The following is a 23,513-nucleotide window of genomic DNA, read 5'->3' as shown; positions in this document are numbered from 1 at the left end:
GTCTCGCACATTTCACAATATTCCTAGTGTTTATGTGAAGAGAAATTGACTCCCATCATCCCTCCTAAAGCTGAGGCAAGTAAATAACCAAGGTGATAGATATACTGCTGCGGATCAAATTTCACTTGATAACCAAGGTATTGAACAAGAAAGACCACCAGTGTGAACAACAATCCCGTACCTGCCCCTAGCAACCATCCTTTTTCCTTTCCTTTTCTCCCTGATACGATTCCTCCAATGAAGAGCGCTATGACTGACAAACCAAGGATGACCCAGGTTAAAGATTGCTCAGTCAGATTTGAGAATCGAAGGATAAGCGATAGTAAGAAACTGCTGGTCATGATGATCGCCAGTACGACAATCAGTCCGAACCCCATTGCTGCCATCATACGTCTAGACATATTCCCTCACCCCTTATAGGCATGTATATTCCTTAGTACAACTTATTCAGGACAAAGATAAATTAGAAGTCGAACATGATTACCTATTCTCTAACATACGATGTACTATTACGGACAAGTAGAGGATGGGAAATGTGAACGTAACCTTAGCGTTTATCATTTTTTTAGCCAGTTACATCGGAATCATGACTGAAAAAATCAATCGTGCACTTGTTGCTTGCTGCGGTGGAGTCATCATGCTCATTTTAGGCCTATTGGAGGTCGAGCAAGCTTTCTTCGAGCATGTCGATTGGAATACAATTGCTTTGTTATTTTCAATGATGGTGCTCGTTTCGATTACGAGTCAAAATGGGGTATTCGAATACATAGCGATTCTTTTGGCTCAACAGGTCAAAGGAAAACCGATACCGTTATTGGTCGTCATGTCCACGATTACAGCGATCGGATCAGCTTTTTTGGATAATGTCACAACAGTCCTGTTGTTGGTCCCGATCATCATCACCCTGACGAATATGTTAAAGGTATCTAGCACACCATTCTTAATATGTGCGATTATTTTTGCGAATATCGGAGGGACTGCAACGTTAATTGGTGATCCTCCAAACATCATGATCGGTCAGGCTGTCGATCATCTGGATTTCAATGATTTCATCCTAAATCTTGGACCAATTGTGTTGATCATCTATCTTGTAGCCATTGGAGGTTTATCTCTCTTTTACCGTCGCAGTTTATTCATTTCAAGTGAAAAAAGATTGCAGTTGATGCAGCTTGATCCAAAAGAATACTTGAAAAAAGGACCGATGCTTTATAAGTCTGTTACGGTTCTTCTCATGACGATTTGTGGCTTCTTGCTTCATCCAATCCTTCATTTGGATTTGACCACTGTCGCAATGAGTGGTGCTTTGTTGTTGTTATTGTTGACGACGAAGGAACAGGAGATTGAAGAAGTTTTCCGTTCAATCGAATGGGTGACGCTATTTTTCTTCATTGGTTTGTTCATTTTGGTCGGTGGGTTGATTGAAGTGGGAATCATTGATGAAATGGCTAGAGGGATATTGTCTTGGACAGAAGGGGATATACCTAAGACTGCGGTCATCATTTTATGGGGATCAGGGTTATTGTCTGGGTTTGTAGATAATATCCCGTTTGTAGCTGCCATGATTCCAGTCATCATGGAGTTCGAGGAATACGGGATTCAAAACCTCGATCCGCTCTGGTGGGCTCTTGCTTTAGGTTCGTGTTTAGGAGGAAATGCAACCTTGATTGGGGCTTCAGCAAATGTCATCGTGGCAGGATTAGCGTCAAAATCAAAACAAACCTTTAGTTTTATACAATTCTTACTGATCGGATTCCCGATTGTCATCGTTTCACTGATCATTTCAACGATTTATCTGGTTTTACGCTACTTATTAGCGTACTACTAAAATTTTACCATCCAGATCTTTTCATATCTTCTCCTTAGTCGGTGAGACTATGTATAGAAAGGAGAAGACTTCCATGGAAATCGGGATTATACTGTTTCGGACCCTTTTCATATATTTTATCATCATCATCGTATTCCGATTAATGGGGAAGCGGGAAATCGGTCAATTATCGATTGTAGACTTTGTTGTGTCAATCATGATTGCGGAAATGGCAGTCATATCGATTGAAAGTCCTGAAAAACCGATGATGCAATCGTTGCTCGGTATCGGTGTTCTACTGATACTGCAAGTGTTTTTTGCCTTTGTCTCTTTAAAAAGCGAAAAAATGAGACATATTATTGACGGTAAGCCTTCGGTCATCATTGATCGAGGTCAAATAGATGAAACCCAAATGAAAAAGCAACGATATAACTTCGACGATTTATTGATTCAATTACGTGAGAATGGAGTAAATAAAATCTCGGATGTCGAGTTTGCGATCCTTGAACCGACAGGGAAACTTTCTGTGATTAAAAAGGAAGAGGAAGAAAATGAGGATGACCCTGGGAGTAATCTTTTTCCTTTGCCATTGGTTTTGGACGGAAAAATCCAGGAACAGCATCTGAAACGATTAGGTAAAACCGAGCTGTGGTTACGCCAGGAGTTAAAAAAACTGGGCTTTCGAGACTTGAAAAAGATCTCTTTTTGTTCTCTAGAGGCAGATGGAATCTTCTTTATCGATCTGACAGAAGACGATTAAAAATCAACCCACTAAATCTTGCGGGTTGATTTTTTTTAAGGTACTGTAATTGTTAATTGGTGGACTACAGGAATAGTACCGTTTTACGAATAATTCGCGACACTCCTGCGGGTCAAGCAAGCCAAGCGATAGCGAATTTTGAAAGGATAAATCTCAACGTACAATCTTTTTCAAGAATGGGATGTATTGGACGTCTTCTTTTTTAATTAATTTTAGACCGATGACCAGGAGCAAGTACAATAGCAGCGTAAACCCGATAGAAAACAATGTCCGAGGGAGGAGCTGCAGATCCACTATATGATGGAAGCCTGAAACTGCTACAGCAGTCATTGCGATTGCCAGGATGCCTTTTAAATAATCTTTGACGACGATCGTGTAACTGATTGCTTTTACAATCGTGGCAAAATGGAGCATGGTGACAAGTACAACATTGATGACAATTGCAAGGGCTACACCCATGATCCCGAGATCTGGCCTAGAAGCGAGCAAAAAGATCGCGATGATTTTGACGATGGCTCCGATGATACTGTTGATCATTGCTGCCTTAGCCAGATCAAGTGCCTGCAGCACAGCTTGAAGAGGTCCCTGGAAATAGAGGAAGAAGAAAAATGGCGCCATCAATTTTACATAAACGGCAACTTCCGGTGTGTTATACATCAAATCCATTAAAGGTGCTGCAAGGACATAGGTGATGACCACCGAGACCCCTCCGGAAAGCATTGAAATCCTCAGAGCTTGATTCAGCCTGTATTCCACGACATGATGCTTTTTTTGTGCAGCTGCTTCGCTGATGGCTGGTACAAGTGAGACTGATAATGAGTAGGTGATGAACATTGGAAGCGTCAAGAATGGAATGACATATCCTGCTAAGGACCCGTATTGTTGAGTTGCAATAACAGTAGTGACACCCGCAAGATAAAGACTTCTAGCGACGACGATCGGTTCGAAAAAATATGAAACTGATCCGACCAATTGACTGGCTGTGGTCGGTAATGATATTCGCATCAATTGATTGAACGTTTCTTTTCCTTTTGTCACATAATTGAAAAATCCTCTTCGAATTCTGATACGTTTTTGGAGTTTGAACGCCGAAAACATATAAAGGAGGGATGCAAGTTCACCGATTACAACTGAAATCATCGCTCCTGCAGCAGCATATTCAACACCATAAGGCAGAAGTGCACTTGTTAACACTGCCACAAGTGTAATGCGTACAACTTGCTCGATTACCTGGGAATAGGCAGAGGGCTTCATGTTCTGTCTCCCCTGGAAGTATCCCCGTATAACAGAAGACAGTGCGACAATCGGAACGACCGGTGCAATCGCAATGAGCGGGTAATAAGTTCTGTGGTCAGTTAATAATGTTCGTGATAAAATAGGTGCAAGTGCAATCAGCGCAAATGTAAAAATAATACTTAGAATTCCTGTTATTGTTAACGAAACGACAAGGATTTGTTTGATTTTTCTCGGATTGTTTTGCGCGTCTGCCTCTGCTACCAATTTGGAGATCGCTACAGGCAGACCGAGACGCGTCAGTGCAATCGTAAGTAATAAGGTCGGGACAGCCATCATATATAATCCTACACCTTCAGGACCCATGATACGGGCAATGACGATTCGATTGATGAACCCTAACACTTTTGTAATCAATCCAGCAACAATCAAAATCATTGTGCCTTGTATGAACGTTTGTTTTGACATGAATTCGCCCCTGCCTTCTTTTACTGCATACTTTGTACATAACGGTTCATTTTGAAGGAAACACGCTTTCTTTTTCATGTATATGCAGAAAAGTAGGCCAAGCATGACAAGTATAAATATTTGAGGTGTAGACATTGAAAGAAGATATTAAGCAGTTCTTGGTAGAGAATCTCAGTTTTCTGCCGAATGAAGTAATCGTCGTAATTGTTTCTGCAATGCCGATTTTAGAATTACGTGGAGGTATTCCACTTGCATATGGTTTTGGATTTGATTTTTGGCCAGCAGTAGGCCTTGCGATTCTTGGCAATTTACTGCCGATTGTCCCATTGTTGATCCTGTTTCGTCCATTGAGTACATTTCTAATGCGGTATCGCTGGTATAAGCGTTTTTATGACTGGTTATATGAACGCACATTAAAGAACAGTAAAAACGTTGAGCGGTTTGGTGCTATCGGCTTGATCTTGTTTACAGCCGTACCACTTCCTACGACTGGTGCATACAGCGCCTGTGTAGCGGCGGCATTATTCAACATCCGTTTCCATTATGCTTTCCTTGCTGTAGTAACAGGTGTTTTAATAGCTGGATTCGGGGTTGGAATCGCAATGTATTCGATTTTCTAAAAAGTAGATTGTTGAACGAACCATTTCTTTAAAAGGAGGAAGATGATTCATGTGTGAAGCAAGTAGTGAAACGATGGTGCTTGAAGACTGGTTTCCGAAAGTACTGCCTGCATTGGTCAGTAAAAAGGAAGAAATGCACTTCATGGGGTATGAGAGCGTGACAGAAGAAGAAATCTGGAAATGCATCCTTTCACGTACAAAAAAGACGAAGGATGAAGAGTGGATGATCCACCAAGTCGTCAATAAAATTTTGACCCTATCAACGAATGATTTCATGAATTGGTTGACTATACAAGCGGTTACTGATGATAACTGGTACGAATTAGACACGCTGAAGGAAAATTGACACACAATTCATCCGATGGATATAATAGGATGTATTGTCATTACATAACATAAGGACGGGCATCCAGATTGTCGGCATAAGGGGAGGAATTTACATATGGTAAAAAGAGGACGGATCGTCGCCTTTTTCTTGCTTGTCATCTTGATAGCTGGAACAATCGGGGGGACGACAAAGGACATCGTCCAGGACATTAAACTCGGTCTTGATCTACAAGGTGGATTCGAGGTTCTGTATGATGTCGAACCTACAAATGAAGGTCAAAAGGTAGATAAGGAATTACTGAATAATACGGTTAGTGCCCTCAATGAAAGGGTAAACGTACTCGGAGTTTCTGAGCCTAACATCCAGATTGAAGGCGAACGAATAAGGGTACAGCTAGCTGGGGTCGATGATCAAAATAAGGCACGGGAACTGTTATCTACACAAGCGGAGTTAACCTTCCGTGACGTAGATGATAAAGTCATGTTGAATGGCTCTGATCTTAAAGAAGGCGGAGCAAAGGTAGAGTTTGCTCAACAGTCGAATCAGCCTATCGTAGCTTTGGGATTAAAAGACGGGGATAAATTCGGACAAGTTACTAGGGAAATCATGCAGAGAGGAGCGCCGGACAACCGTCTTGCTATTTGGCTTGATTTTGAAGAAGGGAAGGATTCCTTCAAGGAAGAGGTGAAAAAGGAAGGAAGCGCTTCTGGTGAACCGAAATACATTTCCGCTCCTAGTGTAACGGAAGTCATTAATTCAAAACAAGCAACCATTACAGGAATAGACTCTGTTGAAGAAGCACAAAATTTGGTGGATCTTTTGAACGCTGGATCCCTTCCGGTGAAATTGAAAGAGGTCTATTCGACTTCAGTCGGTGCGAAGTTTGGACAGGACTCCCTTGATAAAACGGTTACCGCTGGGTTAATCGGGATTGCGTTCATCTTCTTGTTCATGATCTTCTATTATCGTGTTCCAGGAATCATCGCAGTTGTCACTTTAACTACGTACATTTACCTAATCCTGCTTATTTTCGAGTGGATGGAAGGTGTGTTGACACTCCCTGGGATTGCAGCACTTATTTTAGGGGTTGGTATGGCAGTCGATGCCAACATCATCACCTATGAACGGATCAAGGAAGAGCTTCGTGCAGGGAAGTCGGTCATGTCTGCCTTCAAAGCAGGAAATAAACGCTCTTTATCGACGATTCTTGATGCGAACATCACGACTATACTTGCTGCAACGGTCTTGTTCATATTCGGTACTAGTGCGGTAAAAGGATTCGCCCTTGTATTAATCATAAGTATTTTGACCAGCTTTTTGACAGCTGTGTATGGATCAAGGTTATTACTCGGATTATGGGTAAACAGCCGAATCCTGAACAAGAAGTTTGGGTTGTTCGGTGTCAAAAAGGATCAAATTAGTGATTTGGATGATACGGATCGTCTTGATATCTCCAAGAACAAGTTCAAAAACATTGATTTTGTAAAGCATCGCAAGAAATTTTTCACATTGTCCGGTGTACTGATTGGACTCGGACTCTTGTCGCTTGTAATATTCCAATTGAACTTGGGCATCGATTTTGAAAGTGGAAGTCGTGTGGAAATCACAGCTGATGAAAAACTTGACCAGGGAATGGTTGAAGATGAACTTGAATCTCTAGGTATGGAAGCAGAAGAAGTGATCATTTCTGGCGAAAACCAAAATATTGCTGTTGCGCGTTATGTTGGGGTTCTTGGCCAAAATGATATCGCTGAGTTAAAATCTTTTTATGACGATAAATATGGACAAGAACCGAATGTAAGTACGGTCGATCCAACTGTTGGACGGGAACTCGCAAAGAACGCCTTGTATGCTATTGCAATTGCATCGATCGGAATTATCATTTACGTAACGATCCGTTTCGAGTGGTTGATGGCCCTGTCCTCAATTATCGCATTACTACATGATGCATTCTTCATCATCGCTTTATTCAGTCTGTTACGGCTTGAGGTGGATCTGCCATTCATAGCTGCTGTACTGACGATAGTCGGGTACTCGATCAATGATACGATCGTTACGTTTGACAGGATCAGGGAAAACATGAAGTTTGGCAAAGTGAAGACATTCGCTGATTTATCAAGGATCGTAAATGTCAGTCTTGTTCAGACCTTCGGACGTTCTATCAATACAGTCCTAAGTACGGTCTTTGCAGCTTTAGCATTGATGATCTTTGGAAGCCCTGCGATTACGAATTTCTCATTTGCTTTGCTGATCGGATTGGTCGCAGGTACGTATTCTTCCCTCTTCATCGCAGCACAGATATGGTTGGTTTTGAAAGGAAAACAACTACAAAAAAAACGTGTGAAACCTGCTCAATCAGCGGATTAATTGGATAAAAGGTTGACCCATTGCCGGTCAACCTTTTCTTACTTTTTTAGTTCTGTTATTGTAAGTTCTGTTATTGATTTCCAGCGAAATTTGCGACACTCCTGCGGGAAAAGCGAGCCAGGTGAGACCCTGAAGGCGCTGTCTAGCTCAGCGACCAGTCACTTGGATCACATCAAACCTCCTGCGGCGACCACAGCCTCCTCGTCAGTTTTCCAGTGACCTACGTGACTAAGCAGGTCGCTTCCTCTTTTCGTTTGCCCGCGGAAAGGGAGTGAATTTCGTAGAAATCAACAATGAATAGAGTCTAATGATTAAAAACAAAGACTGTAGCGTAAGTTATTATGGAGATTGTTAGTTTGGAGTGGTTTTGTTGGACAACCAGAACGAAGAACGGTTCAAACAAGGGGAATTCGCAGCATGGGTAGGCATCATTGGAAATCTCGTACTTGCCATTATTAAAGGTGTCGTCGGGTTCATTTCGAACAGCCGGGCTTTGATTGCTGATGCTGTACATTCAGCTTCTGATGTTGCTGGCTCATTTGCAGTGTTGTTAGGCTTAAGGGCTGCAAAGCTCCCTCCTGACCGTGATCATCCTTATGGGCATGGAAAGGCAGAATCAATTGCAGCGATCATCGTGGCAGTCCTTTTATTCATTGTTGGACTTGAAATCGGTTATTCCTCTGTAGAGTCTTTCTTTCATCCGATAGAAGCGCCAAAGATCTGGGCTGTTTATGCTGTCGTTTTCTCCATCATTGCAAAAGAGCTGATGTTTCAATATAAGTATCGTTTGGGTAAAAGAATTAAAAGTGATGCGGTTATTACGAATGCATATGAGCATCGATCCGATGTCTATTCCTCAATAGCAGCGCTGATCGGTATCGGTGCGGCTGTCCTTGGTGGTAAGCTAGGGATTGATTGGCTTGAGTATGGGGATCCGATTGCAGGATTAGCTGTCTCGCTTCTTGTTTTACGGATAGCTTGGAAACTTGGAGCAGAGTCCATTCATAATACGATGGATCATGTTCTCCATGAGGAAGACACGGTGGAAATGAAGGAAATCGTTGAAAGCGTTGAAGGTGTCATGAACCTAGATGAGTTTTTCGCCAGGGAACATGGCTATTATGTCATCATTGATATAAAAATTGCGGTAGATCCAGAGATTTCTGTTCAACGTGGTCATGACATTGGAAAAGAAGTGAAGAGGCGGTTGATTGAACAATCATTGGTGCGAGACGTTTTCGTTCATATTAATCCTTACAATGAAGAGAAGGATGGTGAGTCAACTTGAGAAGAGAATGGAGCTTCATCATCGGATTGCTCTTTGCAATCATTATCGCGGTTTTCGCTGTCATAAATGTAGAGGCAGTAGAAGTAGATTATTTATTCGGAACGGCACAATGGCCACTCGTTCTTGTCATACTAGGCTCAACAATGTTAGGAGCACTTGCTGTTGGTGTTGCAGGTTCAGCCAGGTTCTTCTCCATGAAAAAAGAATTACGAACACTTCGTAAAGAGACCCGCCAGTTGAAAGGCAATCATAGAAGTTCAATCGAAAATGCTGAAAATGATCGTGTATCAAATAAGAATACTGCCAAGTCAACAAATGCTTCCGATCGCTCAACTTCATAGTATAAATTACGATTTGCCACCTCTTGAAACACTCTTGTATAATGAGTGAGTTAAGAGGTGGTTTTATGTTGAATTCGAGGACACGATGGAGTCTCACAGAAGTAGACCAATCAAACAGGGATGAATTGGTGAACGTCCTAGGTCTATCACCGCTCGTAGCGGGTTTGCTTGTTAATAGAGGTAAGAAAAGAATAGATGAAGTTACGAACTTTTTACATATTGAAAATGTTGATTTCCATGACCCTTTCCTGCTGGATGGAATGGATTCAGCTGTTGATCGAATCAAAAAAGCGATCGCAGGAGAAGAAAAAATATTGATATTTGGGGATTATGACGCTGATGGAGTTAGTAGTACCTCCGTTATGGTCTATACATTACGGGAGCTTGGTGCCGATTTCGACTATTATATTCCTAATCGGTTCACAGAAGGCTATGGTCCGAATGAATCTGCATTCAGATGGGCGAAAGAGCAAGGATATTCGTTAATTGTGACAGTAGATACAGGTATTTCAGCGATCCATGAAGCTGAAGTTGCAAAGGAAATAGGTCTTGATCTCATCATAACGGATCATCATGAACCCCAGCCAGAGCTTCCTGATGCCTTTGCGACGATCAATCCGAAAAAACCTGGATGTCCATATCCATTCAAAGGACTGGCAGGGGTTGGTGTTGCGATCAAAGTTTCCCATGCACTTCTAGGTGAAACACCGACCCATTTGCTTGATATTGCTTGTATTGGAACGGTAGCCGATCTAGTTCCCCTGGTGGATGAAAATCGACTGCTTGTCAAAATAGGGATCAAGAAACTTGAAATAACTCCTAAGCCAGGACTGCAAGCTTTATTGAAGGTATGTGGATTAGAAGGTAAGCAACTCACATCTGAACACATTGGATTCGGCGTTGGTCCACATGTCAATGCGGCTGGTCGCTTGGATTCTGCTGATCCTGCCGTTGATCTGTTTACGACTTCCGATGCTGAACAAGCCGAAATGATTGCTAAGGAAATCGATGCAATGAATAAGGAAAGACAAAGTCTTGTCAATAGCATTACAAAAGAAGCGGTTGAAATCGTTGAAACCGAATATCCACCTGAAGGTAATTCGGTTCTGGTCATCGCGAAAGAAGGTTGGAACCCTGGTGTGATCGGTATTGTGGCTTCTCGTATTGTTGAGAAATTCTATCGGCCCACCATCATATTGAGTATTGATCTGGAAAAAGGGGTTGCAAAAGGATCAGCACGAAGCATTGTCGGTTTTGATATGTTTGAAAATCTATCAGAATGCCGTGATATTCTACCGCACTTTGGTGGACATCCCATGGCAGCAGGGATGACTCTTCAGCTAGAATATCTTGACGAGTTGCGGGAACGCTTGGATCGACAGGCGAAAGAAAAGCTTACAGAAAAAGATTTTTCACCGATAACACCGATCGATCTTCAATGTTCAGTGGATGAAATCTCCCTTGATGTTATTGAAGAGCTGGAGGCATTAGAGCCGTTTGGTGTTGAAAATCCTAAACCGAAGTTCCTCATCGATCAGTGCCAACTAAAAGAAATTCGTAGAATAGGCAGTGATTCAAAGCACTTGAAGCTAGCACTCAAGGGAAATCATTCAAATCTGGATGTTATTGGCTTTCATTTCGGGGAGGTTTTCGAAGAAATCACGCCGAATGCTTCGATTTCAGTTGTAGGTGAACTTTCAATCAATGAATGGAATGGCTTCCGTAAGCCGCAATTGATGCTTCAGGATATTGCGGTCAAAGAAAAGCAGCTATTCGATTACCGTGGTATAAAGAATCTTACGAGTCGATTGGAAATGCTTGACCGAACCAAGATCCAGCTACTTTCTTTTAAAGATAGCACGATAGAATCGTTACGTTTAGATGATTGGAAGGATCATACAGTCCGAATTTCCGAGAGTGTTACTATGGATAACGTTGAACTGAATGGAAAATATCTCATCATTCTCGATCTGCCTTCAAATAAAGAACAATTGGGTCAATTGCTATCCCTTGGTTCTACAGCAGAACGCGTCTATACTGTTTTTCATAATGAGGAGGACCATTATTTCAACCCGATCCCGACAAGAGATTCTTTCAAATGGTATTATGCCTTTTTGAAGAAACAAGGAAGATTCGACTATAAAAAGCGGGCAAAGGAATTGGCAGCCCATAAAGGCTGGAAGATGGAGTCTGTCTATTTTATGTCAGAGGTGTTTTTTGAACTCGAATTTGTTACAATAGACAATGGTGTTATCATAGTATCAGACCAACCAATGAAACGACCGCTTACAGATTCGATGATGTATAGGAGAAAACAGGAGCAGGCAAGTCTGGAGAATGACTTATGTTACTCCTCCTATCGGGATTTAAAGCGATGTTTTTTTGAGAACGAAAAAGATGTTGTTCGACTTTGAGGAGGCTTACTAGAAAGATGGATTACAAACAATATATTGAGGTTGTAGAAGATTTCCCGCACCAGGGGATCCGTTTTAAAGATATCACGACCCTGATGCAAGAAGGGGAAGTCTACAAAAAAGCGATGGACGATATCGTTACATATGCAAAAGAAAAGCAGATCGATGTTGTAGTAGGACCTGAGGCGCGCGGATTCATTGTCGGATGTCCCGTTGCCTATGCAATGGAAGTCGGTTTCGTACCGATTCGTAAAGAAGGAAAACTCCCTCGTGAAGTGGTGAAAGTAGACTACGGGAAAGAATATGGAAAAGATGTATTGACCATTCATAAGGATGCGATCAAACCAGGCCAACGTGTTTTGATCACGGACGATCTCCTTGCAACTGGCGGAACGATCGAAGCAACGATCCAGTTGGTTGAAAAGCTAGGAGGCAAAGTCGTTGGAATCGCATTCATGATTGAACTGACATACCTGAACGGTCGAGATAAATTGGATGGGTATGACATTTTTACACTGATGCAATATTAAGATAGAGAATATAGAACGGGCTCGTTGTCGGGCTCGTTTTTTCTAATACATGAAACAGTAAAGTAAAAAAAGAAAATCCATTAAATTTAGAAAACATTTGATTGTCTTTTTTAAGGTTTTTATGTTGATTTAAACGAAATTCACGACAATCCTGCGGGACTAGCGAGCCAGGCGAGACCCCGCAGCGAATTAAGGATCTTCGACTAAAAGCCACCACCTTGTGTGGTGAACATCGAAGCCAGCACCTCCTGTGTTAGTGAGCGAAGAGGCTTGCGGATCTAGGGTAGGGCTCATACATGAAGTGATGTCTAGCTCAGCGACCAGTCACTTGGATCACTTCAAACTTCCTGCGGCGGTCGACACATTGATTGACACCCTATGAGTGAGCCCACGCAGAACCAAGTCTTTGTTTGGTTCGAGCTTCCTCGTCAGTTTTCCAGTGACCAACATGACTAATCGGGTCGCTTCCGCTTTTCGTCTGACCGCGGAAAGGGTGTGAATTTTGAAAAAAATCAACATGTAATAACTGTGTCGTCTGATAGAAGAAATTGACATAAGAAATGATTCGACAAATTTCTCTTTTCGCTTTACAGGAAGTTAAATTTTAACGATAATAGAATTTATATACCAATCAACATATGATAGGTGATTGCATGGCCATACAAGATGTATTGAACAAAGCGGCAACTTATTTGCCGAGAGAAGATATAGATTTTCTACAAAGGGCGTACGAATTTGCAAGAGATTCTCATGAAGGGCAATTTCGCAAATCGGGTGACCCTTATATTGATCATCCTGTTGAAGTAGCAGACATCCTTGTCAATCTGGAAATGGATGCACCTACGATTGCAGCAGGGTTTCTTCATGATGTCGTCGAAGATACCGACGTCACATTGGATGAACTGACTGAAGCTTTTACTGAAGAAGTTACCATGTTGGTCGATGGAGTCACTAAGCTGAAGAAAATCAAATTCAAATCAAAAGAAGAACAACAAGCGGAAAATCACCGCAAGATGTTTGTGGCGATGGCGCAGGATATCCGTTGCATCCTCATCAAACTTGCTGACCGTCTTCATAATATGCGCACTCTTAAACATATGCCCAAAGAAAAACAAATTCAAAAAGCGAATGAAACGCTTGAAATATTCGCACCGTTGGCTCACCGGCTTGGTATTTCTACAATCAAATGGGAACTTGAAGATGTTGCCTTACGTTATTTGAACCCGCAGCAATATTATCGAATCGTAAACTTGATGAAACAGAAGCGGAACGAACGTGAGCAATATGTACAAGAAGTCATTGGAGATATCCAGTCCAAATTGAGTGAAGTGAATATAGAAGCAGATATATGGGGAAGACCGAAACATATTTACAGCATTTATCGTAAAATGACGAAACAGAATAAGCAGTTCAACGAGATCTATGACTTACTTGCTGTGCGTGTCATTGTCGATAGCATCCGTGATTGTTATGCCGTCCTTGGTATCATCCATACGTGCTGGAAACCGATGCCTGGACGATTCAAGGACTATGTTGCAATGCCTAAAGCGAATATGTACCAATCCTTGCATACAACTGTGATTGGTCCAAAAGGTGATCCTTTGGAAGTACAGATCCGGACCGAGGAAATGCACCGAGTCGCAGAATACGGAATTGCTGCGCACTGGGCTTATAAAGAAGGAATGAATAATCGAACCAATACGTTTGAAGAAAAGTTGACATGGTTCCGTGAAATACTTGAGTGGCAGAATGATGCGACAGATGCAGAAGAATTCATGGAATCTCTGAAAGTTGATCTATTTTCTGATATGGTATTCGTCTTCACGCCTAAAGGAGATGTCATTGAACTTCCATCTGGTTCAGTCCCGCTGGATTTCGCATATAGGATCCATACTGAAATCGGAAATAAATGCATCGGTGCAAAAATCAATGGAAAGATGGTTCCGCTTGATTATAAGCTGAAAACCGGTGATATCGTCGAGGTGTTGACTTCGAAACATTCCTATGGTCCAAGTCAGGATTGGCTGAAGTTGACACAAAGTTCCCATGCGAAAAATAAGATTCGTCAATGGTTCAAGAAGGAAAAAAGAGATGAAAATGTAGCTAAAGGAAAAGAATTGGTCGAAAAAGAGATCAAAAACGATGGCTACGAATTGAAAGATGTCCTTACCCACGAAAATCTGAACAGGGTTGCACAGAAATACAATTTTTCTAATATTGAAGATATGTATGCCGCAGTCGGATATAGCGGAATCACTGCTTCACAGATTGCAACGCGTCTTGCGGACAAAGTCCGGAAGAAGAAAGATCAAGAGACCGAAAGTCTTCTTCAATCAATCAATGAAACGAAGAGTCCGCAACCTAGGAAGAAAACAGAAATTGGTGTCCAGGTAAAAGGAATCGACAACCTGTTGATCAGGCTTTCCAAGTGCTGTAACCCCGTCCCGGGTGATGACATTGTCGGTTATATCACAAAAGGCCGTGGTGTTTCGATTCATCGTAAGGATTGTCCAAACATCCGGATGGAAGAAGATGAGAGTCGATTCTTACCGGTGGAATGGGAAGGAAGCACGAACCAATCGAAAAATTATAGTGTAGATATCGAAATCAATGGCTTCGACAGAAGAGGTTTATTGAACGAAGTCCTTCAAGCAGTTGCTGAAACGAAAACAAACATCAGTGCTGTTTCCGGTCGCTCCGATAAAAATAAGATGGCGACCATCAATATGACGATTTCTATTCATAATGTTAGTCATCTTCAGAAGGTTGTCGAGAGGATCAAACGTATTCCAGACGTTTATGCCGTCCGCAGAGTCATGCAGTAGGAGGGAAATGTAATGAGGGTTGTCGTGCAACGGGTGTCCAGTGGTGAGGTCCTTGTGAAAGACCGTACAGTCGGAAAAATCGGTCAAGGCCTTGTCCTGTTGGTTGGTGTAACCCATGAAGATACGATAGAGGATGTAGAATTTCTAGCTGAAAAAATACCGAATCTCAGGGTCTTTGAAGATGGAGAAGGCAAGATGAACAGATCCCTATTAGATATTGAGGGTTCGATGCTCTCCGTATCACAATTTACATTGTATGGGGATTGCAGGAATGGGAGACGTCCGAATTTCATGAATGCAGCCAAACCGGACATAGCTGAAGATTTGTACGAAAAATTCAATTCAAAAGTACGTGAAAAAGGGATTCAGGTTGAAACAGGAGAATTTGGTGCAATGATGGACGTCCGGATCAACAATGATGGACCAGTCACCTTGATCCTGGATACAGATGAAAGGAAAAAGTAAAATAAAACAGCATGTAGCCCATAAGCCTAAAAGGATCCCATTTTAGGGTGCATAACTTATAAGTGAAAATAGAAGGGGCTGTCCTAGAAGTATCTGAGTCTCTCCGACTTTAACAACATTTTGAGAAAAATCGTGATTTTGATCCAAAATGTTGTGTTGGAGGTGTCTGACACTTTTAGGACAGTCTTTTTTGCTCTACCATTAATTTGATAAAACACTTTTTAGTATTCGACGCGGACTCGATGCATTATCTAAAAAATTATGGGGGAAGTCTAATGAAAATACATAATATACTAGTAGCAGGAAACTATGAAGAGCAAGTCCAAGAACAGTTACCAGATAAAATATCTCAGAGCTTTCGTTTTATGCAGATTGATGAAATAACAGAAGAGGATTTGTCATGGGCAGATGCCTATGTAGGTTTTAAGCCATGTCCTGGGTTCAACTTTGCCGATATTAAATGGGTACATTCCTTTAATGCGGGTGTAAACAACTATTTAGAAATTGATGGATGGAAGAAACATGATATCCTTCTAACCCGAACTGTTTGCTCGTTTGGACAAAGAATAAGTGAGTATTGTTTAAGCTATGTATTAAGAGATCTTCAATATCATCACTACTTTGAAGGAAAACAAACGGAGAAGAAGTGGTCTCCAAAAACTCCACAAATGGTGAAGGATCAGACGATTGTTATCTTTGGTACAGGTGAGATCGGACAGGAGGTTGCCAAAGTATTTTCAAGCTTTGGAGCAACCGTTTACGGCATCTCACAAAGCGGCAAGCAAAAGGAGTATTTTCAAAAGGTGACGGAAACCAGCTCTGCAAATACGTTGGTTGCACAGGCAGATTGGATTATCAGCACATTACCTTTGACAAATGAAACAAGTAAGCTATTTGATCGGGCTTTTTTCAGCAATTTAAACGGCGTTGCCTTTATCAATGTCGGCAGAGGACTCACGGTGGACGAGCAAGCGCTTATTGAAGCCCTAAAATCACGAAAGGTCCGTTACGCTGTTTTAGATGTTCTTGAAACAGAACCGCTGCCAAGGACTTCCGATCTATGGCAAAGAGATGATACCGTCATTACTCCTCATATTTCAGCTGTGACAGAACTGAATGAAGCGATAGCATGCTTTTTGGATACATTGAAGAGAATCGAAAATAATGAAGTTTTACCTAATAAGGTGAATTTTTGGAAGGGGTATTAATACATAACAAAGGCGTGTTTATTTAAAAACGCGCCTTATTTGTGTAAATGGCCAATATATCAAGAGTAGGAAAGGAACTCAGATGCTTCATCTTGAATTTGTAAGTTATACCTGAAAAGGGCAGCATTTCTGGAATAAGAAACTACTAACAATTCAAAGCCAAATTCATTTTGGAGGGATGGACATGAACCAAAACAACGTAACTAACAAAATTCAAACGCAAGTAGGTGAACGTGAGATTGTGATAACCCGCGTATTTGATGCTCCACGCAATCTTGTGTTTGATGCTTGGACGAAAGAGGAGCACTTGTCGAAGTGGTGGGGACCTCGAGGTTTTACGACGACTTTTCAGAAGTTTGATATGAAACCGGGCGGTACTTGGCAGTTTATCATGCACGGTCCTGATGGTGTTGATTATCCTAACACCAACGTCTTTGTAGAGGTCGTTAAACCCGAGCGAATCGTTATCAAACATGCTGTGTTTCCCCATTTTCTGGCTACAGCAAACTTTGAGGATCTGGATGGTAAGACCAAACTCATTTATAGCACAGTTTTTGAAGAAAATGCCGCTATATTCGATAAGGTGAAAACATATGCCATCCCAGGTGCCGAACAGACCATGGATCGTCTTGAGGAGCATCTTGGAAGTATGTCTTAAAAGTCAGAGGCAGCCTCTTATTGATGCTACCGATAAACAGCTCGTTATTTATTTCGCGAGGATGAAATCGTTGAGGGTTCCGTAAAACCTGGCAAAACGCCAGGTTTTACTGCCCAAGGACGACGTCCATGTTAACTAAAGGCAATGGACTATACTGCCTTAAAGATTTTGCCCCGTGAATTAGGCTGCGAATTCGATTTTGTATCTAAAAATAGAACCCAATAGTCAAATAACGAGTCTCAGAATTTAAGCCATCATTTTGTTGAAAAATACTTTGCAAGCCCCCGATAAATGGCATGTCCCGCCTTATCCTTATACGATGCGGTTCGAATATAATGCTCCTCCTGGGAGTTTGATAGAAAGCCGAGTTCCAACAGTGCTGCAGGCTGATGGTTGGTCCGTAATACTTGGAAATTCCCATATGCCACACCCCGATTTGATAATCCAGTTTGTTTTACGAGTTCATCCTGTAAGGAGCTCGCAAGCGCAGCATCTTTCAATTTAGAATAGTAAAAAGAATTGATTCCTTTGGCGCTTGGAAAAATTGATGAATTGAAATGCAGACTTATGAAGGCATCTGCTTTGTTCGAATGAGCTAAGTATATCCTGTAAGGTAGACTTATATATTGATTGTCATCTCTTGTCATGACTACTTTTGCCCCTGCAGCCTGTAATTTTGACGATACAGTTTTGGCGACACTTAAATTCAAGTCTTTTTCAAGTGTTCCATACGTCACTCCTATCGCACCGCTGTCTTGGCCGCCATGGCCCGCATCGACCACGATGGTTTTTCCTTTCAAATGGTCACCGATAGTCGGATGTGCCACTTCAGGAAGAGAAGCTCCGCTTAAAGATGCGATCCATCCAGCGACATACGCTTCTTGTTGGTTGGAAAGCTTTATTTTATACCAATCACCTTGCTTTGATAGAACTGGAAATTGATCTCCTTTGTTTCCTCTTGCAACGACTGTATGGTTGGTCGAAGGGCCGCTTCTAAGATTGGTTCCGTTATTAAGCAATGAAATCGAAGGTTCATTTGATAAAGCTTCATCCTTTTTTGGCGTAGTCGACTTTTTAATCTTCTCTAAATACCAGGATGCTGCCCAGCCCTTCATTTTTCCATGCTTGATATATGCCCAGTCGTTCTTTTCTTTCAAAATATCAGCTTCTGAATTCTTCTTCAATTGACCTATGATTTTACCATTCAGAGAACCTTTATCTCTCAAGTTCAATATCGAAGCAGTGACTTTTGCTTTAGCAGAAGAAGTTGAAGGAGTTGGGGTAGATGGCATACCGGAAGAAATATCCATGTCTTTCGACTTGGTTACGTATTTGCCCGCAACCCATCCATTGCCATTGTTGAATTTGATCTTATACCAACCATTTTGAATATCCAATATTACAACCATATCGCCTTTGCGGACCGAACCAATCACGTTGGATGTCGTTCCAGGTCCATTACGTACATTAAGACTTGCTACATTTACCACCGATTGGTCTTTGGTGGTCGGGGTTTCTGTACGAGTTGGATTACTGCTGGAATGGATTAGCCAAGAAGCCAACCAACCGTAAGCGCTCTTGTAATTGATTTTTGTCCATGAGCCCTTGGTTTCGATGGTTTGGAATTTTTCATGGGGATAGATTTGACCCAGTACAGTAAACGAAGTATCAGGACCAGACCGTACATTCAACCCATCCACTTTTGAAGAGACCCATTTACCTGATGGTGTATTGGCGTCATCGTTATGACCAGTAGAAGGTTTATTGATTTTTTTCGCAAACCAACCGGCAACCCAGCCTTTTTTACTACCTATCTGGATTTGCAGCCAATCTCCGTTTTCAGATAGGATTGGGTATTCCTTATTCTTATGTACTTGTGTCACAATCGAGTTGCCGAGTCCTGGGCCTGACCGGACATTCAATGTATCCACTGTGATCCTCGCTTTTCCGTGATTTGCTGCTGACACAGAATTTCCTAAAACGGGTAATATGGCCCCCAAGACCAACATGCTGATGAAAAAGATATACCAAAACCTTCTCACAAATACACCTCCAAAACTTATTTGTATCTCTTATATCGGTACGAAAAGTCCGAAGTTTTATTTATATATGTGGTTCTGTAATTTCTTGAAAAAACCTTTCAAGATGTAAAAAAATTCGATTAATAGGTAATGATAGGTAGTAATATAAAAAGTTCAGGTGGTTGTAAGAATGAGAAAAAGCCTAAAACACGATGCGATGAATCATCGATCCAATGCTTTATTCGGGATGGATTTCCATAAGTTCATCGAGAAAGAGCATATGATGAGCAATAATGAATTAGCAGAAGAATTCGGTGTCAGTCTTGAAGCGGTTAAGAAATTAAAACAACGGTTAATGCGATAAATTCTGAATTAATTATTATAATTTGTAAATATACTCGCTTTCCGCGGACAAACGAAAGCAGGAAGTCTCGTAAATTTTTTCATTCTACTTAATCGGTAGCAATCAACACCATACTTTTAGAAAACAGTCTTGTAAATATTTTGAATGGAAAATAGGCTTGACATCAGGGATAAAGGTCCGTATGATAGTAATCAATTCAAATGATACGTAAACAACCAGTGATGGAGAAAAGTACTTCAGAAACTCATGTTCAGAGAAGGGATGCCAATGGCTGAAAGCATTCCTACAGAGAGCCTGGAAGAAAGACACTCCGAAGGTTTTGTCCCGAACTATACATATGCAGTAGGGATTAAACGTAGGCAGGCGTTAACTGCAGCTTGAGTGGAAGCATCTTATGCTTCAACTAGGGTGGTACCACGGGTAAATACTCTCGTCCCTTCTTTTGTTAGGGGCGGGAGTTTTTTATTTGCTCGGCTTTGTTAAACCATTATTGGTGGTTTTTCTCTTCATGCGAAATTCACAACAGTAAGGTTTGGATCTATAGTGGAAAAGTAAAAGATCGTTTGAAAAAAGGTGAGGAGTGAAGCAGGATGAGTTTTCAAATTCCTAGAGGAACCCAGGATATTTTACCAGGGGAAGTTGAGAAATGGCAGTTGATAGAAGAAAAAGCGAAAGAACTTTGCCGCAAATACAATTATCACGAAATTCGCACGCCGATTTTTGAATACACTGAGTTATTCCAACGGGGTGTCGGTGATACGACAGATATTGTACAAAAAGAAATGTACACGTTTAAGGATCGCGGCGATCGTAGCTTGACGCTTCGTCCAGAGGGCACCGCTTCGGTTGTACGTTCATTTGTACAACATAAACTGTTCGGTGAAGCACAACAGCCAACTAAGCTTTATTACATTGGACCGATGTTCCGTTATGAGCGTCCGCAAAAGGGACGTACGAGACAATTCGTACAGTTCGGCATCGAGGCGTTGGGAAGCAATGATCCGGCGATTGACGCAGAGGTGATGGCTCTAGCGATGGAACTCTATCAAGAGCTTGGTTTGAAGCATTTGAAACTGATCATCAACTCACTCGGTGATAACGACAGTCGTACAGCCCACCGAGAAGCGTTAGTCGATCACTTCAAACCTGTTGTCAATGAGCTTTGCGAAGATTGTCAGAACCGGATCAACACAAATCCGTTAAGGATCCTTGATTGCAAAAAGGATCGTAATCATCCGAAAATGCAGTCTGCGCCTTCGATTCTTGATTATTTGAATGATTCCTCTAGGACGTATTTTGATAATGTGAAGGCTTATCTAGATGAACTAGATGTCTCTTATGAAGTGGATCCGACATTAGTTAGAGGGTTGGATTATTATAACCACACGGCGTTTGAAATCATTAGCGAAGCACCTGGATTCGGCGCTATCACCACGTTAAGCGGTGGAGGCCGGTACAATGGTCTGGTCGAAGATATTGGTGGTCCTGAAACACCTGGGATCGGTTTTGCGATGAGCCTTGAACGTTTTCTCGTCGCATTAGAAGCAGAACAAATCGAATTGCCTGTCCAAAAGGGAATCGATTGCTATCTCGTCTCGTTAGGGGAGGAACCGAAAAAACGTAGTATGTCCATTTTAAACGATCTCCGCAGCGTTGGATTGACTGCCGACAGGGATTTCTTAGATAAGAAAATGAAGGCGCAATTTAAAGCAGCTGATCGTTTGAATGCCAAATATGTTCTTGTCCTGGGGGAAGATGAGTTAGAGAAAGGAATCATCAATGTCAAGGACATGGGCACAGGTGAACAGGTAGAGATACAGATTGGAGTAGCAACAAAATATATAGTTGAACAACTTGAGGGAGGATCACAGTCATGATCGGTAGAACACATCATTGTGGAAAACTAACAGAAAAAGAAATTGGTTCAGCAGTTCAATTGAAAGGATGGGTCCAGAAGCGTAGAGACTTAGGGGGGCTAATCTTCATTGATTTACGTGATCGTTCAGGCATCGTACAGGTTGTATTTAATCCGGAAACATCCAGGGAAGCAACGGAGCTGGCAGAACGTGTCCGTAACGAGTACGTCCTTGACGTAAAAGGGACGGTGGTTGCACGTGATGAAGCGACATTCAATGAGAATATCGCAACTGGTAAGATCGAAGTTCGTGCAGAGCAAGTTGAAATTTTGAATGCTGCGAAAACACCGCCTTTCGTTATTTCAGATAAAGAGGAAATTACAGAAGACGTTCGATTAAAGTATCGTTACTTGGACCTTCGGCGTCCGATCATGCAGGAGACCTTCAAGACCAGAAGTAAAGTGACGAAAGAAATCCGTAACTTCCTCGATAGTTATGAGTTCCTTGAAATGGAAACGCCGATGCTTACAAAAAGTACACCTGAGGGAGCACGTGACTATCTAGTGCCAAGCAGGGTCCATCCAGGTCAATTTTTTGCACTGCCGCAATCGCCACAGATTTTCAAGCAGTTATTGATGGTGTCTGGTTTCGAGCGGTATTATCAAATTGTCCGCTGCTTCCGTGACGAAGACCTTCGGGCAGACCGCCAGCCAGAATTTACACAGGTTGATATCGAGACTTCGTTCATGGATCAGGAAGACCTCTTCAAGATGACAGAGGAAATGATGAGTAAGATCATGAAAGGAACAAAGGGTATTTCTTTAGAAACCCCGATTCCAAGATTGACGTATGCGGAAGCGATGGATCGTTACGGTTCTGATAAACCTGATACTCGTTTCGGAATGGAGCTTGTGAATGTTTCATCTCTTGTGGAAGGATCCGACTTCAAGGTATTTTCTTCTACTGTCCAAAGCGGCGGATTTGTAAAAGGGATCAACATTAGCGGTCAAGCAGATCAATTTTCGAGAAAAGACATCGATCAACTCACTGACTTTGTAAAAGTTTATGGCGCAAAAGGACTTGCATGGTTGAAAGTTGAAGAAGAAGGCCTTAAAGGACCGATTGCAAAATTCTTTGATGAAGCAATGCAAAAAGGATTGACCGATGAGTTCGATGCGAAATCCGGAGACTTGCTACTGTTTGTGGCAGACAAGCCAAAGGTAGTTTCGGAAAGCTTAGGTGCATTACGTTTGAAGCTCGGAAAAGAATTGGACTTGATCGACAAAGAAAAGTTCAACTTCCTGTGGGTCGTAGACTTCCCGCTGTTGGAATTTGATGAAGATGCAAATCGATATGTAGCAGCACACCATCCATTCACAATGCCGAAAGTGGAAGACCTTGAAATGCTTGAAACGAATCCGGTGAATGTCCGTGCCCAAGCGTATGACCTCGTATTAAACGGCTACGAAATTGGCGGGGGATCACAGCGTATCTATCAAAGGGATGTTCAAGAACGGATGTTCAAAGCGCTTGGCTTCTCATTAGAACAAGCCTATGATGAGTTCGGGTTCCTGTTAGAAGCCTTCGAATACGGAACACCTCCACATGGTGGAATAGCACTTGGACTGGATCGTCTCGTCATGCTGATTGCGGGACGCAGTAATCTGAGAGATACGATCGCGTTCCCGAAAACAGCTAGTGCAAGTTGTTTATTGACGAATGCACCAAGTGAAGTTAGTGGATCTCAACTTGATGAACTTCACCTAAAAGTACAAGAAAAGACAGCAAATAACAAATCATGAGCCATTGGTCACCTTCCATTTGGAGGGTGGCCATTTTTTAAGTGAAACTTCAATCGATTCCATGAGAAGGCTTTCTGTTTGGGGTTGCGAGGGACCAGCAAATCGAACACTTTAACACATTAGTGAACTGATTAGTAAAGAAGTCTGATTTTTATGAAAAC

General features: G+C 41.9%; 19 protein-coding genes and 1 other annotated feature. Of the genes, 16 read left to right on the top strand and 3 right to left on the bottom strand.

The features are described from left to right. Positions 1–23: 23 nt before the first annotated feature. The gene (locus KOL94_RS09840) at positions 24–401 is read right to left on the bottom strand and encodes a TIGR04086 family membrane protein (protein ID WP_221566201.1); all 378 of its coding nucleotides are present in this window, start codon (positions 399–401) and stop codon (positions 24–26) included. 134 nt (positions 402–535) lie between these two features. Between KOL94_RS09840 and KOL94_RS09835 the strand changes: the two genes are divergently transcribed. Together KOL94_RS09835 and KOL94_RS09830 are read left to right on the top strand one after the other, a co-directional pair. Continuing rightward, positions 536–1,825 carry an ArsB/NhaD family transporter gene (locus tag KOL94_RS09835; protein WP_221566199.1) on the top strand — a complete coding sequence of 430 codons (1,290 nt, stop codon included), beginning with the start codon at positions 536–538 and terminating at the stop codon, positions 1,823–1,825. 73 nt (positions 1,826–1,898) lie between these two features. Next, positions 1,899–2,564 (top strand): DUF421 domain-containing protein, encoded by a 666-nt coding sequence (locus tag KOL94_RS09830; RefSeq protein ID WP_221566197.1) that lies wholly within the window; start codon positions 1,899–1,901, stop codon positions 2,562–2,564. 153 nt (positions 2,565–2,717) lie between these two features. Here the strand turns inward: KOL94_RS09830 and spoVB are convergent, their stop codons facing one another. Next, entirely contained in the window at positions 2,718–4,265 is a 1,548-nt protein-coding gene (gene spoVB / locus KOL94_RS09825) for a stage V sporulation protein B (protein WP_221567654.1), read from the bottom strand. 134 nt (positions 4,266–4,399) lie between these two features. On the opposite strand from spoVB, the gene KOL94_RS09820 reads away from it, so the two are divergent. The 11 genes from KOL94_RS09820 to KOL94_RS09770 all read left to right on the top strand — a co-directional run bounded on the left by KOL94_RS09820 (position 4,400) and on the right by KOL94_RS09770 (position 17,309). Then, positions 4,400–4,885 (top strand): COG2426 family protein, encoded by a 486-nt coding sequence (locus KOL94_RS09820; protein ID WP_260412270.1) that lies wholly within the window; start codon positions 4,400–4,402, stop codon positions 4,883–4,885. Positions 4,886–4,934: 49 nt separating this feature from the next. After that, entirely contained in the window at positions 4,935–5,231 is a 297-nt protein-coding gene (locus KOL94_RS09815) for a post-transcriptional regulator (RefSeq protein ID WP_260412269.1), read from the top strand. A 96-nt stretch (positions 5,232–5,327) separates the two neighbouring features. Next, a complete protein-coding gene (gene secDF / locus KOL94_RS09810; RefSeq protein WP_221566195.1) occupies positions 5,328–7,580 on the top strand; it encodes a protein translocase subunit SecDF in 2,253 nt (750 codons plus the stop codon). Positions 7,581–7,950: 370 nt separating this feature from the next. Beyond that, positions 7,951–8,868, top strand: coding sequence for a cation diffusion facilitator family transporter (locus tag KOL94_RS09805; protein WP_221566193.1), 918 nt, complete (start codon positions 7,951–7,953; stop codon positions 8,866–8,868). Further along, positions 8,865–9,209 carry a LapA family protein gene (locus KOL94_RS09800; protein WP_221566191.1) on the top strand — a complete coding sequence of 115 codons (345 nt, stop codon included), beginning with the start codon at positions 8,865–8,867 and terminating at the stop codon, positions 9,207–9,209. The genes KOL94_RS09805 and KOL94_RS09800 overlap by 4 nt, the downstream gene beginning before the upstream one ends. A gap of 65 nt (positions 9,210–9,274) precedes the next feature. Further along, a complete protein-coding gene (gene recJ / locus KOL94_RS09795; protein ID WP_221566189.1) occupies positions 9,275–11,623 on the top strand; it encodes a single-stranded-DNA-specific exonuclease RecJ in 2,349 nt (782 codons plus the stop codon). 17 nt (positions 11,624–11,640) lie between these two features. Continuing rightward, positions 11,641–12,153 carry an adenine phosphoribosyltransferase gene (locus KOL94_RS09790; RefSeq protein ID WP_221566187.1) on the top strand — a complete coding sequence of 171 codons (513 nt, stop codon included), beginning with the start codon at positions 11,641–11,643 and terminating at the stop codon, positions 12,151–12,153. 653 nt (positions 12,154–12,806) lie between these two features. Then, positions 12,807–14,978: a RelA/SpoT family protein gene (locus tag KOL94_RS09785; protein WP_311775123.1), complete on the top strand. Its 2,172-nt coding sequence runs from the start codon at positions 12,807–12,809 to the stop codon at positions 14,976–14,978. A gap of 12 nt (positions 14,979–14,990) precedes the next feature. Then, positions 14,991–15,443 carry a D-aminoacyl-tRNA deacylase gene (gene dtd, locus KOL94_RS09780; RefSeq protein ID WP_221566182.1) on the top strand — a complete coding sequence of 151 codons (453 nt, stop codon included), beginning with the start codon at positions 14,991–14,993 and terminating at the stop codon, positions 15,441–15,443. Positions 15,444–15,718: 275 nt separating this feature from the next. After that, positions 15,719–16,651: a D-2-hydroxyacid dehydrogenase gene (locus tag KOL94_RS09775; RefSeq protein WP_221566179.1), complete on the top strand. Its 933-nt coding sequence runs from the start codon at positions 15,719–15,721 to the stop codon at positions 16,649–16,651. Between the two features lie 184 nt (positions 16,652–16,835). Continuing rightward, positions 16,836–17,309, top strand: coding sequence for an SRPBCC family protein (locus KOL94_RS09770; RefSeq protein WP_221566176.1), 474 nt, complete (start codon positions 16,836–16,838; stop codon positions 17,307–17,309). A gap of 254 nt (positions 17,310–17,563) precedes the next feature. Here the strand turns inward: KOL94_RS09770 and KOL94_RS09765 are convergent, their stop codons facing one another. Then, positions 17,564–19,351: an N-acetylmuramoyl-L-alanine amidase family protein gene (locus tag KOL94_RS09765; protein WP_221566173.1), complete on the bottom strand. Its 1,788-nt coding sequence runs from the start codon at positions 19,349–19,351 to the stop codon at positions 17,564–17,566. Between the two features lie 169 nt (positions 19,352–19,520). Between KOL94_RS09765 and KOL94_RS09760 the strand changes: the two genes are divergently transcribed. The 3 genes from KOL94_RS09760 (at position 19,521) to aspS (ending at position 23,352) form a co-directional block, all read left to right on the top strand. Next, positions 19,521–19,694: an RNA polymerase subunit sigma-70 gene (locus KOL94_RS09760; RefSeq protein ID WP_221566171.1), complete on the top strand. Its 174-nt coding sequence runs from the start codon at positions 19,521–19,523 to the stop codon at positions 19,692–19,694. A 209-nt stretch (positions 19,695–19,903) separates the two neighbouring features. After that, positions 19,904–20,135, top strand: a binding site (T-box leader). Positions 20,136–20,284: 149 nt separating this feature from the next. Then, entirely contained in the window at positions 20,285–21,571 is a 1,287-nt protein-coding gene (gene hisS / locus KOL94_RS09755) for a histidine--tRNA ligase (RefSeq protein WP_221566167.1), read from the top strand. Beyond that, on the top strand, positions 21,568–23,352 hold the full coding sequence (gene aspS / locus KOL94_RS09750) for an aspartate--tRNA ligase (protein WP_221566164.1): 1,785 nt from the start codon (positions 21,568–21,570) through the stop codon (positions 23,350–23,352). Before hisS ends, aspS begins: the two co-directional genes overlap by 4 nt. Positions 23,353–23,513: the final 161 nt, after the last annotated feature.

It is taken from the genome of Alkalihalobacillus sp. TS-13 (assembly GCF_019720915.1).
In the GTDB taxonomy this organism is placed as follows: Bacteria; Bacillota; Bacilli; order Bacillales; family Fictibacillaceae; genus Pseudalkalibacillus.
Note: the sequence above shows the minus strand (reverse complement) of the source record. Positions and strands in the feature narration are given on the sequence as shown.